The sequence below is a fragment of the Actinomadura spongiicola genome (assembly GCF_003432485.1).
Classification (GTDB): domain Bacteria; phylum Actinomycetota; class Actinomycetes; order Streptosporangiales; family Streptosporangiaceae; genus Spirillospora; species Spirillospora spongiicola.
This window is the reverse complement of record NZ_QVNQ01000005.1, coordinates 506,011-521,503: the sequence shown is the minus strand read 5'-3', so window position 1 is coordinate 521,503 and position 15,493 is coordinate 506,011. Positions and strand designations below refer to the sequence as shown.

16 protein-coding genes are annotated in these 15,493 nt (G+C 72.6%); 9 read left to right on the top strand and 7 right to left on the bottom strand.

The features are described 5' to 3' along the window. Positions 1 to 33: 33 nt before the first annotated feature. From D0T12_RS18805 to D0T12_RS18790, 4 genes are read left to right on the top strand one after another with little or no spacing between them, the layout of a single operon-like run. The gene (locus tag D0T12_RS18805; protein WP_117400882.1) at positions 34 to 432 is read left to right on the top strand and encodes a YybH family protein; all 399 of its coding nucleotides are present in this window, start codon (positions 34 to 36) and stop codon (positions 430 to 432) included. Next, a complete protein-coding gene (locus D0T12_RS18800) occupies positions 429 to 1,925 on the top strand; it encodes an aldehyde dehydrogenase family protein (RefSeq protein WP_117400881.1) in 1,497 nt (498 codons plus the stop codon). Before D0T12_RS18805 ends, D0T12_RS18800 begins: the two co-directional genes overlap by 4 nt. A 25-nt stretch (positions 1,926 to 1,950) precedes the next feature. Beyond that, positions 1,951 to 3,189: an acyl-CoA dehydrogenase family protein gene (locus D0T12_RS18795; RefSeq protein ID WP_117400880.1), complete on the top strand. Its 1,239-nt coding sequence runs from the start codon at positions 1,951 to 1,953 to the stop codon at positions 3,187 to 3,189. A gap of 17 nt (positions 3,190 to 3,206) precedes the next feature. Continuing rightward, positions 3,207 to 3,695 carry a flavin reductase family protein gene (locus D0T12_RS18790; RefSeq protein ID WP_117401114.1) on the top strand — a complete coding sequence of 163 codons (489 nt, stop codon included), beginning with the start codon at positions 3,207 to 3,209 and terminating at the stop codon, positions 3,693 to 3,695. Between the two features lie 66 nt (positions 3,696 to 3,761). Here D0T12_RS18790 and D0T12_RS18785 read toward each other — a convergent pair whose 3' ends face one another. From D0T12_RS18785 to D0T12_RS18760, 6 genes are all read right to left on the bottom strand, one after another. Beyond that, positions 3,762 to 4,529, bottom strand: coding sequence for an IclR family transcriptional regulator (locus D0T12_RS18785; RefSeq protein WP_117400879.1), 768 nt, complete (start codon positions 4,527 to 4,529; stop codon positions 3,762 to 3,764). 101 nt (positions 4,530 to 4,630) lie between these two features. Further along, on the bottom strand, positions 4,631 to 5,500 hold the full coding sequence (locus D0T12_RS18780) for an alpha/beta fold hydrolase (protein ID WP_199487534.1): 870 nt from the start codon (positions 5,498 to 5,500) through the stop codon (positions 4,631 to 4,633). A gap of 147 nt (positions 5,501 to 5,647) precedes the next feature. Next, entirely contained in the window at positions 5,648 to 6,517 is an 870-nt protein-coding gene (locus D0T12_RS18775) for an alpha/beta fold hydrolase (RefSeq protein ID WP_117400878.1), read from the bottom strand. Then, positions 6,517 to 7,812 (bottom strand): M20 family metallopeptidase, encoded by a 1,296-nt coding sequence (locus tag D0T12_RS18770; RefSeq protein ID WP_117400877.1) that lies wholly within the window; start codon positions 7,810 to 7,812, stop codon positions 6,517 to 6,519. The genes D0T12_RS18775 and D0T12_RS18770 overlap by 1 nt, the downstream gene beginning before the upstream one ends. After that, a complete protein-coding gene (locus D0T12_RS18765; RefSeq protein WP_117400876.1) occupies positions 7,805 to 8,752 on the bottom strand; it encodes a DODA-type extradiol aromatic ring-opening family dioxygenase in 948 nt (315 codons plus the stop codon). Before D0T12_RS18765 ends, D0T12_RS18770 begins: the two co-directional genes overlap by 8 nt. Then, positions 8,752 to 9,981 (bottom strand): Rieske 2Fe-2S domain-containing protein, encoded by a 1,230-nt coding sequence (locus D0T12_RS18760; protein ID WP_117400875.1) that lies wholly within the window; start codon positions 9,979 to 9,981, stop codon positions 8,752 to 8,754. The genes D0T12_RS18765 and D0T12_RS18760 overlap by 1 nt, the downstream gene beginning before the upstream one ends. 497 nt (positions 9,982 to 10,478) lie before the next feature. Here D0T12_RS18760 and paaD point away from each other — a divergent pair, with 497 nt between their 5' ends. From paaD to D0T12_RS37410, 5 genes are read left to right on the top strand one after another with little or no spacing between them, the layout of a single operon-like run. Continuing rightward, positions 10,479 to 10,979, top strand: a complete 501-nt coding sequence (paaD, locus tag D0T12_RS18755; protein WP_117401112.1) for a 1,2-phenylacetyl-CoA epoxidase subunit PaaD — start codon at positions 10,479 to 10,481, stop codon at positions 10,977 to 10,979. A gap of 1 nt (position 10,980) precedes the next feature. Continuing rightward, positions 10,981 to 12,063, top strand: coding sequence for a 1,2-phenylacetyl-CoA epoxidase subunit PaaE (gene paaE, locus D0T12_RS18750; RefSeq protein WP_117400874.1), 1,083 nt, complete (start codon positions 10,981 to 10,983; stop codon positions 12,061 to 12,063). Positions 12,064 to 12,077: 14 nt separating this feature from the next. After that, entirely contained in the window at positions 12,078 to 13,256 is a 1,179-nt protein-coding gene (locus tag D0T12_RS18745; protein WP_117400873.1) for a thiolase family protein, read from the top strand. Further along, positions 13,253 to 13,996 (top strand): enoyl-CoA hydratase/isomerase family protein, encoded by a 744-nt coding sequence (locus D0T12_RS18740; protein ID WP_233526155.1) that lies wholly within the window; start codon positions 13,253 to 13,255, stop codon positions 13,994 to 13,996. The genes D0T12_RS18745 and D0T12_RS18740 overlap by 4 nt, the downstream gene beginning before the upstream one ends. Before the next feature lie 19 nt (positions 13,997 to 14,015). Continuing rightward, complete coding sequence (locus tag D0T12_RS37410; RefSeq protein WP_199487531.1) at positions 14,016 to 14,204, top strand: 3-hydroxyacyl-CoA dehydrogenase NAD-binding domain-containing protein; 189 nt, start codon at positions 14,016 to 14,018, stop codon at positions 14,202 to 14,204. On the opposite strand, the gene D0T12_RS18730 is transcribed toward D0T12_RS37410, so the two are convergent. Further along, positions 14,127 to 15,485, bottom strand: a complete 1,359-nt coding sequence (locus D0T12_RS18730) for an NAD-dependent succinate-semialdehyde dehydrogenase (protein ID WP_117400871.1) — start codon at positions 15,483 to 15,485, stop codon at positions 14,127 to 14,129. The two genes, D0T12_RS37410 and D0T12_RS18730, sit on opposite strands and share 78 nt — an antisense overlap. Between the last annotated feature and the right edge of the window lie 8 nt (positions 15,486 to 15,493).

Here is a 15,493-nt window from a genome sequence, read left to right as displayed (position 1 = left end):
CGCCGGGGAAGGCCCGGCTCGTAGCGTCCGAGCATGGGATCACACAACAGTGTCACCGAGCTGAACGAACTGTTCGTCGAGGCGATGAACGCCGGTGATCTGGACGCCGCGCTGTCCTGTTGGGACGAGCACACGGTGTTCCAGACGGGTCCGGGCACGGCGCCCGCGCGGGGCATGGACCGGCTCCGCACGGCGATCTCGGAGTTCCTCGCGTTGAAGCCGCACCTGACGATCGAGGAGCTGCACCGGGTCGAGGCCGACGACATCGTCCTGGTCGCTCTGCGCTGGGAGCTGTCGGGGACGGGCCCGGACGGGGAGCCGGTCGAGATGAGCGCGATCGACTCGAACGTCTTCCGGCGGCGCCCGGACGGCACCTGGCGCATCCTGATCGACAACCCCTTCCACTCCGTCCACATCGGACTGGAGAAATGACGGCCGTCGGCACCGGTCGGCTGACCATCGACCGGCCCCTGCCCGCGATCGTCGGCGGACAAGCGCGGCCGGTGCCGGCGGTCCTCCCGGCGGTGGAACCCGCCACCGGGAGGACCTGGGCGCAGGTCGCCGACTGCGACGGCGCGGTCGTGGCCGAGGCGGTCACCGCCGCGGCCACCGCGTTCGAGACCTGGCGGTCGACGTCCCTGGCGGAGCGGCAGGCCGCGCTGTGGGCGATCGCCGACCGGCTGACCGCGACGGCGGCGGACTGGCCGGCGCTGCTGGCCACCGAGAACGGGCGGGCGATCCGCGAGGCGGCGCTGATCGACGTGCCGACCGCGGCGGAGATCTTCCGGTATTTCGCGGGGATGGCGCGGGCCGTCCACGGCGAGACGATCCAGGGGGCGCCGGAGTCGTCGCACGTCTACACCACGCGGGAGCCGCTCGGCGTGATCGCCGCGATCGTGCCGTGGAACTCGCCGCTCATCTCCGTCGCCCACAAGCTGGCGCCGGCGCTCGCGGCGGGCAACACGGTCGTGGTGAAGCCCTCGGAGCTGGCGTCGGTGAGCACCGTCCGGTTCGTGGAGGCCATCGCGGACCTGCTGCCGCCCGGCGTCGTCAACGTGGTCACCGGCTACGGCGCGACCGCGGGCGACGCGCTGGTCACCGACCCCCGCATCGCCAAGATCAGCTTCACCGGCGGGACGGAGAGCGCGCGGACCATCCTCGGTCGGGCGGGCGCCCGGCTGACTCCCGCGCTGATGGAGTTGGGCGGGAAGGGCTCGCTCGTCGTCGGGCCGGACGCCGACCTCGACACGTTGACCGAGGACGTGCTGACCGGCGTGTTCGCGGCCAACGGCGAGGTGTGCTTCGCCGCTTCCCGGCTGCTCGCGCACGCCGACGTGCACGACGAACTCCTGGAGCGGATCACGGCGCGGGCCGACCGGATCCGGGTCGGCGACCCGCTCGACCCGGCGACGCAGCTCGGCCCGCTCATCAGCGTCGCCCACCGGGACCGGGTCTCCGAGGCCGTCGACCGGGCCGTCGCGGAGGGCGCGACCGTGTGCGCGGGCCACCGCGTCCCGGAGCTGGACGGTGAACTCGGCGGCGGCGCGTTCTACCGGCCGACGGTCCTCGCCGACCCCGACGGCAGGACGAGCGCGTCCTGCGACGAGTTCTTCGGGCCCGTCCTCACCGTCGAACGCTGGACGGACGAGGACGACGCCGTCGCACGCGCCAACGCGGTGGCGTACGGCCTCGCCGGTGGCGTGTGGACGACCGACCTGGCGCGGGCGCACCGCATCGCCCGGCGGCTCCAGACCGGGATGGTCTGGGTCAACACCTGGTTCGCGACCCCCCTCGGCCAGCCGCAGGGCGGGGTCAAGGCCAGCGGCTTCGGCCGGGAGGGCGCCGCGGAGACGGTCCGCGAGTACCAAGCGTCGAAGGTCGTCAACGTCAGTCTCGACACCGCGCGTCCCCCGATGTGGGACTGACGCGCCGCACGAACGTGGAGGAACCATGGACTTTCGGCTGGACGAGCGGAGCCGCCGGATGGCGGAGATCGGGAAGCGGCTCGCGGGCGTGCTCGCGCCGGGCGCGGCCGACGCCGACGAGCGGCGGCTGATCCCGGCGGAGAGCTTCGCCGAGCTTCGCTCGGCGGGCCTGTACGGAGCGGGCCTTCCCACCGACCTCGGTGGGCTCGGCGCGGGGTCGACCGCCTGGCTGGCGACCGTCGAGCAGCTCGCGCAGGGCGACGCGTCGACCGCCCTCGGATTCAACATGCACTACGTGGCGACCCGGCTGGTGGGGGAGCTGCCGTCCTTCGACGCCGCGGCGCGCAAGCACGTCGCGTCGCTGGTGATCGACGACGGCGCGCTGATCTCGGCGCCGCTGTCGGAGCCGTCGTCGTCGAGCCTGCTGCCGGGCTCGTTCCTGCCGACGGTGACGGCGACCCGCACCCCGGACGGCGGCCTGCGCGTGAGCGGGACGAAGATGTACGCCTCGATCTGGGAGGCGAGCGACTACGCGTTCATGCTCGCCCGCCCCGACTGGTCCGACGACCCGACACTCGTCGTCGCGTTCCTGCTCCCGGTCGCGCAGCCGGAGAACATCGTGGTCGAGGACGTCTGGGACACGCTCGGGATGCGGGCGACGCGCAGCAACAAGGTGACCATCACCGACGCGCACGTCCCGGCCGAGCTCGTCCTCGGGCCGATCGACGACTTCGTCACCAACTGGATCGTCGCGCGGGCGGCCGTCACGTGGGGCGGCTACACGGCCTGTTACCTCGGCCTGGCCGAGGCGATGGTGAGCTGGCTCACCGAGGCACTCGGCACGCGCACGGCGAAGGGCTACGCCCAGCCGATGGGCTACCACCCGACGATCAGCTCGGCGGTCGGGCGCCTCTCCACGCACGTCGAGGCCGCGCGGCTGATGATGTACCGGGCCGCGTGGAAGGCGGACACGGAGGGGCCGGGGCTCGGCACCTGCCACGCCTACCTCCAGGCGAAGCTGATGCTCGCGGACGCGATCGGACGGGTCATCGAACTCGGCACCACCGCGGGCGGCCTCACCGCGCTGATGCGGCCCCGGGGCTACGAGCGGATGCTGCGCGATGTGACCACCGCCGCGATCATGCCGCCGAACGCCTACGCCTGCGCCGAGATGGCCGGCCTCATCACCATGGGACTGGACCCGGCACAGGCCCCCTCCCTGGCCCCTCTTCCGGTTCCCGCACCGGCGCCGGACCGGGCCTGACGGCGGGGGTGACCGAGATGCAGCAGGCCACGGAGGACGTCGCCGCGCTCCGCCGGACCTTCGGGTGCTTCCCGTCGGGCGTGACGGCGGTGTGCGCCCTCGTCGACGGGGAACCGGCGGGCATGGCGGCGAGCTCGTTCACGTCGGTGTCCCTGGACCCGCCGCTGGTGTCGCTCTGCGTGCAGAACACCTCGGAGACCTGGCCGAGGCTGCGGCGCGCGCCACGGCTCGGGCTGAGCGTGCTCGCCGAGAACCACAACGAGGTCTGCCTGCGCCTGTCCCGCAAGGAGGGCGACCGGTTCGACGGGGTCGACTGGGAGCCCAGGCCGGACGGTGGCGTGTTCGTCCTCGACGCCGCCGCCTGGCTGGACTGCCGCCTCCACGACGAGATCCCGGCCGGCGATCACCTGATCGTCCTGCTGGAGGTCCTCGGCCTGCTCGCCAGGCCGGAGACCCCTCCGCTGGTGTTCCACACCAGCCGGTTCCGTCGACTGGCGCCCGTCTGAGAAACGCACGACGAACGGGCACCGGAGATGTCTCCGGTGCCCGTTCTCGTGGTGTCCGGGGTGGGGTCACACGTCCCGGACGCTGAGCAGCTTGGTCACCCCGCGTCCCGCCGTGTTCAGCAGGTTCGCGAAGCGCTCGGCCCTGCCGGGGGCGACCGGGCCGGTGACCGACAGGGCGGCGACCGTCGCGCCGGTGGCGCCGGCGAGGGGGATGGCGACGCTCATGTAGCCGATGCGGGCCTGCTCGTACTCGACCGCGTACCCGAGTTCGCGGGCGCGCCTCAACTCCTGCTCCAGCAGGCCGGGCGCGATCGTCGTGCGCGGGGTCGTGCGGGCGAGCGGCGCGGCCACGACCTCGTCGAGGAGGCTGCGCGGCCCGAACGCCAGCAGGGCCTTGCCGGTGGCGGTGCAGTGCAGCGGCATGCGCCCGGCGACCCGGGAGGGGCGGCCGACCCGCCGGTGCCCGGAGACCTTCTCCAGGTACAGGACCTCCAGCCCGTCGACGACGGCGAGATGGACGGTCTCGCCGGTGGCCCGGAGCAGATCCTCCATGAACGGCCGGGCGAGGTCCCGCAGGATGCGCTGCCGCGGGACCCGCTGCCCGATCTCGAACAACCGCATGCCCAGGCGGTACTTGCCGTGCCGCCGCTCCAGCAGACCCCAGCGCACCAGCTCCTGACTGAGCCGGTGCACGGACGCCTTGGCCAGGCCAGTCCGGCGCGTCAGCTCGGACAGGCCGAGCTCCTCGTCGTCGAGGCCGAAGGCTTCGAGGATGAGCTGGACCTTGCCCAGCACGCTCGCGGTTTCGGTGGTGGGCTCCAACACGGCGTCCATTGAACGATGGTTCACCTGGCAAAACGCACTGTCAACGGGCGGAGTCCGGTCAGCGGACCGACAATGGCCGCCCGGTCATGAAGTGGGACGCGGGGTGGCGGTCAGCCCGCGACCTCGGCGAGGAACGCGAGGCTGAGCGGGTTGTAGCGGGCGGCCTGCTCGTGCTGCGGCCAGTGGCCGGTGTCGTCGAACAGCTCAAGCCGCGAACCGGGGATCGCCTCGTGCATGGCCTGCGCCTCCGGGACGTCGCCGAAGGGGTTCTTCCGGCCCCAGACGATCAGCGTCGGCGCCGTGATCCGGGCGAGCTGCTCGGGGGTGAGCAGATTGCGCCGCCGGACCTCCATCGTCTGCAGGCACAGCAGGTTGTCGATGTTCGCGACGAAGTCGGGCCGGTGGTAGATCCGGTGCCGGACGTCGACGAGCTCCTCGGTGGCGTCGTCGGCGGACGCCATGAGCAGCCGCAGGCGTGCCCGCGTCAGCTCGACGTCGTCGACCGCCACGGCCTGCCGGGTGCTGCCGTCGATCCGCTTCATCACCTCGGGGTTCGCGACGGTGCCTCCCGCGCAGAGCAGTTGGAGGCTGGCGACGCGGTCCGGGTGCTCGACGGCCGTCCGGGCGCCGACCCAGCCGCCGAGCGACTCCCCGACGATGTGCGCGCGGTCGGCGCCGACGGCGTCGAGGTAGCCGAGAAGGTGCTCGACGTACCGGGGGATCTCGTACGGGTGGTCGGGCTTGCCGGTGTAACCGTGCCCGAGCATGTCGATGGCGTGGACCCGGTACCGCTCGGCGTGCGCGGCGATGTTGCGGGTGAACGCCTCCAGGTGGCCGCTCGTGCCGTGCAGGAACACCACCGGCTCCCCGGAACCGGCCTGCAACGACCGGGTGCGGACCCCCGCCGCGTCGACATAGGAGACGGTGAACGGAATCGGCGACAGTTCGGTCCAGATGGACGCGGGCATGGACATGGACATGGCACGACCAATCTTCGGCGGAACGGTTTCAGGGTTGGTTGATGCGGTGCACCTGGGTGCCGCCGCGGCGGACGGCCCACCAGGCCAGGCCCACGACGAGGCCCGCGATCAGGACCGCGACGAGCGTGAAGAGGACGGATCTCATGGTCACTCCTGTTCGGCTTCCTGGCGGGCGACGTCCGCGAGGAAGGCCGCGACGACGGCGTGGTAGCGCTCGGGTCGCTCCTCCTGCGGGTGGTGGGACACGTGGTCCATCACGTGCAGGTTCCCTCGGGGCACCATCCGGGCGAGCATCATCGGGTAGTCGGGGGTGAGGAAGGCGTCCTCCCGCCCCCACAGGAAAAGCGTCGGCGCCAGGATCCGGCCGAGTTCGGCGGTGAGGTCCTGCCAGTCGCCGCGCGGGGAGTCCGACATCGCCGCGAGCGCCCGTTCCTCCGCGTCGAGGCTCTGCTCGTACCGCAGGTCGAGGGTCTCCTCGGGCAGCCGCGACCCGTCGTACCACTCCAGGCGGGTGATCAGGTCCCGCATCTTCTCCCGGGTGGGGCCCTCGCCGCCGTAGTAGACGTCCCGGGCGTTGCGTCCGCGCCGACCGCCTTCGGGGAGCGGCGCGAGCGGACCGTAGAACACCGGCATGCTGCCGGTGATCACCAGCGACCTGACCCGCTCGGGATCCCCGGCGGCGAGGTTCAGCGCGATCGTCCCGCCCCACGAGTTGCACACGAAGTCGGCGCGGTCGACGTCCAGCGCGTCGAGCAGCGCGACGGTCTTCGCCGCGTGGAAGTCCCACATCGGGCCGGTGATCCGGCACTTCTCCGACCTGCCGTACTGCAGGATGTCGGGGATCACGACCCGGCGGTCGGCGGCGAACAGCGGCGCGACCTGCCGGAAGTCGCTCCACCCGGTGCAGCCGGGGCCGCCCCCGTGCAGCAGGACGGTGTCGGGCCCCGAGCCCATCTCCAGGTAGTGGTACCGGACGCCGCCGGCGTCGACGTACGTCCCCTCGGGCGCTCGTGTCATCACTCTTCCCCCTTCTCCGCACCCAGCGCGTTGGCCACCGCGACCCGGGCGAGCACCTCGGACAGTCGGCGCATCGCCGTCACGGAGACCGTGTTCATTCCTTGGGCGAAGTCGGCCGTGCCGTCCGCGGGCACGACCTTCGGCATCCCGACCCGGGCCGTCGGCACACCACGGCCGCGCAGGATGTTGGCGTCGGTGGCTCCGCTGTTGTCCGGGATCGCCCGGTGCGGACGGCCCGAGGCGGCCTCCCAGGCCCGGATCGCCTCCTTGATCACCCACGATTCGGGGTCGGTGGTCGATCCCGGGATGTGGGCGACCAGCTCGCAGTCGAGGTCGACGCCCGTCGCGTCGGCGACCTCGTCCAGGAACGCCGAAAGCTCCCGGCGGACGTCGAGCGGCCGTTCCCCGGGCGCGAGCCGGACGTCCAACCGCAGCCGGCAGGCCGCCGGGGTGACCGCGGGCATCCGCTCCCAGCCGCCTGCGACGGACCCGATCACGCCCTGCGGCGCGGCCGTCGCCGTCCGGTGCCGGGCCGGGAACCCGGCGAGCCACCGCTCCAGCCGGACGGCCACCTCCGCCGCCGAGACGATCGGGTTGGCGTACGGCAGCCGGTGCCGGCTGCCCGCGTAGGTGTGCACGCCGTGCACGACGATCTCGAACCAGCACAGCCCGACCTCGTCGTGGGCGACGAAGTCACCGGGCTTGGCGATGATCGCGTGGTCGGCGTACCAGCCGCGTTCGAGGAGGAAGGACGCGCCGACCCCGTGCCCGGTGTTCGCCCGGCCCGCGCCGATCGCGTTGGTCGGCATTCCGCCCGCGCCGAACGCCAGCACCAGGTCCCCGGCGGGCGCGATCCCGAGCTCGGCGACCGCCTCGGCGTACGCCTGCCCGGTCACCAGCACGCACGCCGCGTGCCCCTTCGGGTTGCCCGCGCCGAGACCGCGCACGAGGTCGCCGTCGGTCTCCGCGTCCGGCAGCATGTCCGGACGCAGCCGCGGGCCGATCCACGGGACGTCCTCCGCCGGATCGCCCGTGGTCAGCGTGTCGATCGGGGCGTAGAGCATCAGGTCCGGGCCGGTGCGGGCACCGCGGACCCGGCCGACCGCGTTGGCCTGCTCGGCGTCGATGGACTGCACCCGCCCGTCGATCCCGGACGCGCGCAGCTCCTCCGCCAGCCAGCCGGCCAGCGGGCCCTCCCGGCCGGTGGGGCTCGGAATCGAGGTGACGCCGACCGCCGCCGCCCGCAGCCGCTCCGGGGTGACGCGCCGCAACACGGCGGCGAGCAGATCAGTCACGGTCGGCCTCCGGCGGGATCACGGCCACGGCCATCCCGGTCAGCCACTCGGGCATCTCGGCGTACGCGAGTGTCCTGCCCGGCGCGAACCCCAGCGCGGCGGCCATCGTCACCCAGGCGCGCAGCTCCTGGCCGCCGTTGCCGGCCGCCTCCTCGATCCGCTCGGTGCTCCAGTCGGCGTACTCCGCCAGCTCCCCGCGTTCGAGCGCGCCGAGGAACTCCGCGTCGAAATCGGGGCTGATCGCCGCCCGCGCCGCGGTGATGATCTCCCGGCGCCGCCGGTCGTACCGGTGCCAGTCGCCGCGCCCGTTGAGCCACGCCTCGACCAGGAACTCCTCGTCCTCGCTCGCCGGCTCCTGCCAGCGGGACGGCCACGGCAGCCGGTGGGACAGTCCGCCGGAGGCGACGACCACGACGCGGGCCGCCCGGGGCATCGTCGCGACGGCGCGGGCGATGCCCGCGCCGAGCTCGGCGCACCGGCCCATTCGCGGCAGCGGCGCGGCGAACGCGTTGATGACCAGCGGGATGATCGGGACGTCCAGGTCGCGCAGCACGTACTGCACCGCGTGCGACTGGCCGTGGTCGATCTGCAGCCGGGCGGAGACGGCGACCTCCGTCCCGTGGTCCACCAGGTCCTCGGCGAGGGCCCGCGCGAACTCCGGGTCGGTGCGCTGCGGGCCCTCCGGCGTGCCGGACTCGCCGGACGCGATCACCTCGCCCACGCCGAGGGTGAACGACGGGATCAGATCGAGCCAGAACCCGCGGAAGTGGTTGGAGCCCACGATGATCGCGACATCGGGACGGGCGGCCGCGACCGCGTCCCGGGCCTCGGCGAGCGCGGCGCGGAACCGCTCCGCCCGGTCGACGTGCCGGACCTGGTCCCAGTGGGTGTTCATGAGCGTCGAATGCGAGGCGCCGACGCCGAGCACGATGCGGGCCATCACGCCTCGACGTCCCCGAGGTCGAGACCCTCGTCGCGCAGCCGCGCCGCCCGGGCCTTGGTGACGTCCTCGGCGAGCCTGCGCCATTGCAGCAGCGACTCGTCGGGCCGGTAGAGGCGCTCCGGCGGGGCGTCGGTCACCTCGACCATCCACTTGTCCTGGCCGGAGAACTGGCCGTGGAACAGCCACCGGACCGCGCCGAGGTACTTGGCGTAGAACGGCAGCGTCCGGAGCCCCCGCCGGAACTCGGCCATCACGCCGACGTACAGGTGATGGTCCGCGTCGACGGGCACGTAGAACTCGTAGTGGATGAAGTGCGGGTAGGTGATCCGCAGGACCCCGGGCATCGACACCGACGCGAACCCGGGGAAGTCCTGGGCTTCGATCGTCGCGTTGACCTTCTGGGAGCCGCCGGTGTTGCCGATGTTCCTGTGTCCCGCGTTCTTCTTCGGCGGCTTCAGCTTGTACCAGGCCTGCCCGCTCCACCTGCCGAGACCGGGGAAGTCGGCCTCCCAGTACTGCTCGTCCTGGACGCGGTAGATCCAGCGGCCGCGTCTGACGATGCGCGTGTCGTTGTACACCGGCATCGCCTTGAACAGCCGCCAGAGCGAGGTGCGGTGCAGGTACTTCGCGTGGCCCTCGTCGTAGCCGTTCTCCACCGCGAACCGCCAGTTGCCCACGCGCCGCTGGATCCGCACACCGACCACGGCGGGGTTGCTCACCAGTTCCTCGGGCAACTGCTCGTCGATGGGAGGCGCGTCCTCGCCGTCCCCGACGAAGATCCAGACCATGCCGAGGCGCTCGGCGGTCTCGAACGTCGGCTGGGTGACCTTGCCGCAGATCGGTGAGGCCGGGCCGTCGGTGATCGCCGCGACCAGGTCGCCGCTGCGCAGGTCGAACGTCCACCCGTGGTAGACGCACGACACCGTTCCCGGGAATTGTTGGGCGCCGTAGCTGAGCGGCACCCCGCGATGGGGACAGCGGTCCTTGAGCGCGTGCACCGCGCCGCCGTCGCGCATGAGCATGACGCGCTCGCCGAGCAGCGTCACCGCCGTGGGCCTGCCGGTGATCCTCGACGAGAACGCGACCGGGTACCAGTAGCCGCGGAACCCCGCGTCGGCCGCCTGGTAGTGCGGCCAGGTCGACCAGTCCTGGCGTCCCGGAAGCCGTCCTCGGCGGGAACGCCGGGACCTCGTGCCCGGCGTCCGCGCGGGAGTGTCCGCCACCATCGGCGTCTCCTCTCGATCCCTCTCGACCCGGCGCGGTGGACGGAACCACCGCACGCTCGTGAGGTGAGGAGAACACCCGGCCCGGGACGACGGACAGCACCCCAGTCCGCCTACCGGAACACGTTCCGGTAGGCGGTCCGCGGGCACGTGCGAAGGTCGGTACCGGGTTCGGGGCCGAGGTCGCCCGCGACCTGCCGCTTGACGATCGCGTACGCCCGCCACGTACGGGTGGCTTCTTCCTCGGCGCTCGCGACGACCGCCTCTCGCGGGCCTCGCCGTGGTCGACGCTCCGATACGGCGTGATCAGTACTACAGACCAAATGGTCGGTATGGGCATGGGCCCCTGACGTGCCCACATGTTGCGCCGGGACGGGTCCGCATGTCACCCTACTTACAGACCGATCGGTCAGTAAATCGATCGCCCGGAACTGCGGTGGAGGAACCATGACGGGCCAGGACGTCGCCGAGCGCGAGCTCGCCGCGCGACCGGGGGCGTGGTGAGCGCGGCGACGCGTGACGCCTGGCGGGTCGCGGCCTCGGTCACCGACCCGGAGATGCCGATGCTGACCCTCCACGACCTCGGCGTCCTGCGGGACGTCACGGTCGTGGACGGGCGCGTGATCGTCACGATCACCCCGACCTACTCGGGCTGCCCCGCGATGGCCGCCATGCGCGACGACCTCCTCCACCGCCTCGCCGACGCCGGCTTCGAGGACGCCGAGGTGCGCGTCAGCCTGCACCCGGCCTGGTCGAGCGACTGGATCACCGAGCGGGGCCGGGTCGCGCTGGCCGAGCACGGCCTGTCGCCCCCCGGCCCGGCCCCCGCACGGAGCGGACCGGTTCCGCTGACGCTGCTACCGCGTCGCCGCGCGCTCACCTGTCCCCGCTGCGGCTCGTCCGACACCGAGCTGACCTCGGAGTTCGGGCCCACCGCCTGCAAGGCCCTGTACCGGTGCGCGGCGTGCCTGGAGCCGTTCGAGCACGTGAAGGAGATCTGACATGACGGTCGACCATGCCGTGGCCCCCTCCCGCGCGGCCTTCCACCGGTTGACGGTCGCGGACGTCGAACGTCTCACCGACGACTCCGCGGCCATCACCTTCGACGTCCCGTCCGACCTGCGCGGCGCGTTCGACTTCGCCGCCGGCCAGTCGCTCACCCTGCGCCGGACGATCGACGGCGCGGAGCACCGCCGCTCGTACTCGATCTGCGCGCCCGCCGGGGCGCGGCCGCGGATCGGTGTCCGCGAGATTCCGGGCGGGCTGTTCTCCTCGTGGCTCGTCCGGGAGGTGCGGCCCGGCGACGGCGTCGAGGCGCAGCGCCCGAGCGGCGGGTTCCGCGCCGACCCGGGCACCGGCGGTCGCCACCTGTGCGTGGCCGCGGGTTCGGGGATCACGCCGATGCTGTCGATCGCGTCGACCGTGCTCGCCGACCCCGACGCGGAGGTGACGCTCCTCTACGGCAACCGGACCAGCGGAAGCGTCATGTTCGCCGAGGAACTCGCCGACCTCAAGGACCGCTACGGCCCCCGGTTCCAGCTCGTGCACGTCCTGTCGCGCGAGCCGCGCGGCGTGGAGTTGTTCTCCGGCCGCCTGGAGGCCGACCGGCTGCGCCGCCTCCTCGCCGCGTTCGTGCCCGTCGCCGCCCTGGACCACGTCTGGTTGTGCGGCCCGCTCGGCATGATCGCGGATGCCCGGGAGGTGCTCGCCGAGGCCGGGGTGGACGCGTCCCGGATCCACGTCGAGCTGTTCTACGTGGACGAGCCGCCTCCCGAGGTCCGGCGCCCCGACGAGATCGTGAGCGGCGAGACGAGCGACGTCACCATCGTGCTCGACGGCCGTGCCACGACCGCCGCCCTGCCCCGCGACCGCACCCTCCTCGACGGCGCCACCGCCGGGCGCAACGACCTGCCGTTCGCGTGCAAGGGCGGCGTGTGCGGCACCTGCCGCGCGAGGGTCCGTGCCGGCGAGGTCGACATGCGCCGCAACTACGCCCTCGAACCGGACGAGGTCGACGCCGGTTTCGTCCTCACCTGCCAGTCCTTCGCCGTCAGCGACGCCGTGACCGTCGACTACGACGCCTGACCCCCGGGAGACCCATGATGGAAGCCCTCATCGTCGATGGCGCCCGCACGCCCATCGGCCGGTACGGCGGCGCGCTCGCCCACGCGCGGCCCGACGACCTCGCGGCCCTCGTCGTCGGCGAGGCCGTCCGCCGCGCCCGCGTCGACCCCGCCGAGATCGACGAGGTCGTCCTCGGAGCCGCCAACCAGGCCGGGGAGGACAACCGCAACGTCGCCCGGATGGCCGCGCTGCTCGCCGGTTTCCCGGACGCCGTTCCGGGCTTCACCGTCAACCGGTTGTGCGCCTCCGGCCTGACCGCCGTCGCCACCGCCCGGCAGATGATCGCCGCCGGGGACGCGGACGTGGTCGTCGCGGGCGGCGTGGAGTCGATGACCCGCGCGCCCTGGGTCCAGGAGAAGCCCGCCAAGGCGTTCGCGAAGCCGGGTCCCGCGTTCGACACCTCGATCGGCTGGCGCTTCACCAACCCCCGGCACGGCGCGGACAGCACGCTGTCCATGCCGCAGACCGCCGAGCGGGTCGCCGAGCGGTGGGGGCTGACCCGCGAGGAGCTGGACGCGTTCGCGGTGCGCTCGCACGAACGCGCCCTCGACGCGATCAAGGACGGCCGGTTCGCGGACGAGATCGTCCCGGTGCACGTCCGGAACGACCTGGTCGACACCGACGAGGGTCCCCGTCCCGGCACGACACTGGAAGTGCTGGCCCGGCTGCGCCCCGTCAACGGCCCCGGCGGCCTCGTGACCGCGGGCAACGCCAGCTCCCTCAACGACGGCGCCGCGGCGGTCGTCGTGGTGAGCGAGAGATACGCCGAACGACGAGGGCTTCGCCCGCGCGCCCGCGTCGTCGCGGCGGCGAACGCGGGCGTCCCACCCGAGATCATGGGAATCGGCCCGGTGCCCGCCACCCGCAAGGTCCTCGACCGCGCGGGCTGGACCCTGGACGACGTCGAAGCCGTCGAGCTCAACGAGGCGTTCGCCTCCCAGTCCATCGCCTGCGTGCGCGACCTCGGGCTCGACCTCGACATCGTCAATGCCGACGGCGGCGCCATCGCCCTCGGCCACCCGCTCGGCTGCTCCGGCACCCGCCTGGTCGTGACGCTCCTCGGCCGCCTCGAACGCGCGGGCGCCCGGCGCGGCCTCGCCACCATGTGCGTCGGCGTCGGCCAGGGCACCGCGCTCCTCCTGGAGTGCCCGTGACCGCGGTCCGGGTCGAGCAGTCGGACGACCGGGTCGTGCTCCGCCTCGACCGTCCCCACGTCCGCAACGCCATCGACCAGCGGATGGTGGACGAGCTCCACGCGGCGTGCGCCCTCCTCGAAGCCGACCCGCGCGTCGCGCTGATCATCGGGGCGAGCGGCACCTTCGCCGCCGGAGCCGACATCGCCCAGCTGCGGGAGCGCCGCCGGGACGAAGCCCTGCGCGGCGTCAACTCCGGGATCTTCGACCGGATCCACCGTCTCCCCATGCCCACGATCGCCCTGATCGACGGCCACGCGCTCGGCGGCGGCGCCGAACTCGCCTACGCCTGCGACTTCCGGATCGGCACTCCCGCGGCGCGCATCGGCAACCCCGAACCGGGCCTCGGCATCCTGGCCGCGGCGGGCGCCTGCTGGCGGCTGGCGGAACTGGTCGGCGAACCCGTCGCCAAGGAGATCCTGCTCGCGGGCCGCGTCCTCGACGCCGACGAGGCCTTCGCGCTGCACCTCCTCAACGAGGTCGTGCCCGCCGACGAACTGGAGGCGGCCGGACACCGCTGGGCGGACCGCGTCCTCGCCCAGGCCCCGCTGGCGATCCGACTGACCAAGAAGCTCTTCCACGCGCCCCGCGCCGCCCACCCGCTCATCGACGACGTCGCGCAGGCCGTCCTGTTCGAGACCGAGGAGAAACACCGCCGCATGACCGCGTTCCTCGAACGCAAGAAGAAGGGTCGCTCATGAATGTTCGGATCGCGTCGGCGTGTACGGCGGCGGCCGCATGGGCGCCGGTATCGCCCACGCGTTCCTGACGGCCGGATCCACCGTGACCGTCGTCGAGTCGAGCGACGCCGCGTCACACGCGGCCCACGACTCAGTCCGCGACATAGAAAAGCCGCTTGTTGACGAACTCGTCCATGCCGAGCGGACCGAGTTCGCGGCCGAAGCCTGAGCGCTTGACGCCACCGAACGGGATCTCGGCACCCTCGCCGGCGATCGAGTTGACGTTGGCCATGCCGACCTCGAGCCGCTGCGCCATCGCGGTGGCACGGGCCTCATCCCTGGCGAACACCGAGCCGCCCAGGCCGTACTGGGTGTCGTTGGCCAACGAGAGTGCCTCGTCGTCGGACTCCGCCTTGTAGACGACCGCGACCGGGCCGAAGAGCTCCTCGTGGTACGCCCGCATGTCACGGGTGACGCCGGTCAGGACCGCCGGTGAGTAGAACGCGGTGGGCGCCTCGCCGAGCACGCCGCCCGCGTGCAGCGTCGCCCCCTTGGAGACCGCGTCCCGGACCTGCGCGTCGAGGTCCTCCGCGGCGCGGCGCGACGACAACGGCGCGTACGAGCCCGGCTCCATCGCGGCCGCCCGCTCGGTGATCCTGGCGACGAAGTCGTCGTACAGATCAGCGTGGACGATCATCCGCTTGTTGGCGTTGCACGTCTGTCCGGCGTTGAAGACGCGGAAGTCCCAGGCGTCCCCGACGACGGCGTCGAGGTCGTCCGTGTCGAGCACCACCATCGGGTCAGAGCCGCCCAGCTCGAGCACGCATTTCTTCAGGTTCTTGCCCGCGAGCGCGGCGACGACCGAGCCGGCCCGCTCGGAGCCCGTCAACGAAACGCCCTGGACGCGTGGGTCGGCGATGATCGTCTCGATCTGCTCGTGCGTCGCGAAGACGTTGGTGTACGCGCCCTCGGGCACACCGGCGTCCCTGAGCAGCCGCTCGACCGCGAGCGCCGAACGCGGTACCGACTCCGCGTGCTTCAGGAGGACGGTGTTGCCCAGCATCAGGTTCGGGGCCGCGAAGCGCGCGATCTGGTAGTAGGGGAAGTTCCACGGCATGATCCCCAGCAGCACGCCGATCGGCCGCCGCTGGACGACCGCCGTGCCGCCCTCGAACGTCTTGATCGGCTGGTCCGCCGCGAGCGACGGACCCTCGGTGGCGAAGTACTCGAAGATCGCCTGACAGAACTCGGCCTCCTCCACACCCTGGGCCGGAAGTTTGCCCATCTCGCTCCGGGCGATCGCCGCGAGCTCGTCCTTGCGTTCGCCGAACAGCTCACCGGCCCTCCTGACGATCGCGGCGCGTTCCGCCATCGGCACGTCCCGCCATGTCGCATACGCGGCGTGGGCGCCGGTGAGCGCCGCCTCGATCTCGGCGTCCGTCGCGGTGGCGAAGGTCTCCAGCACCTCGCCCGTCGCGGGGTCGGTCGTGCGATAGCTCAACCCGGTCATGTCACTGC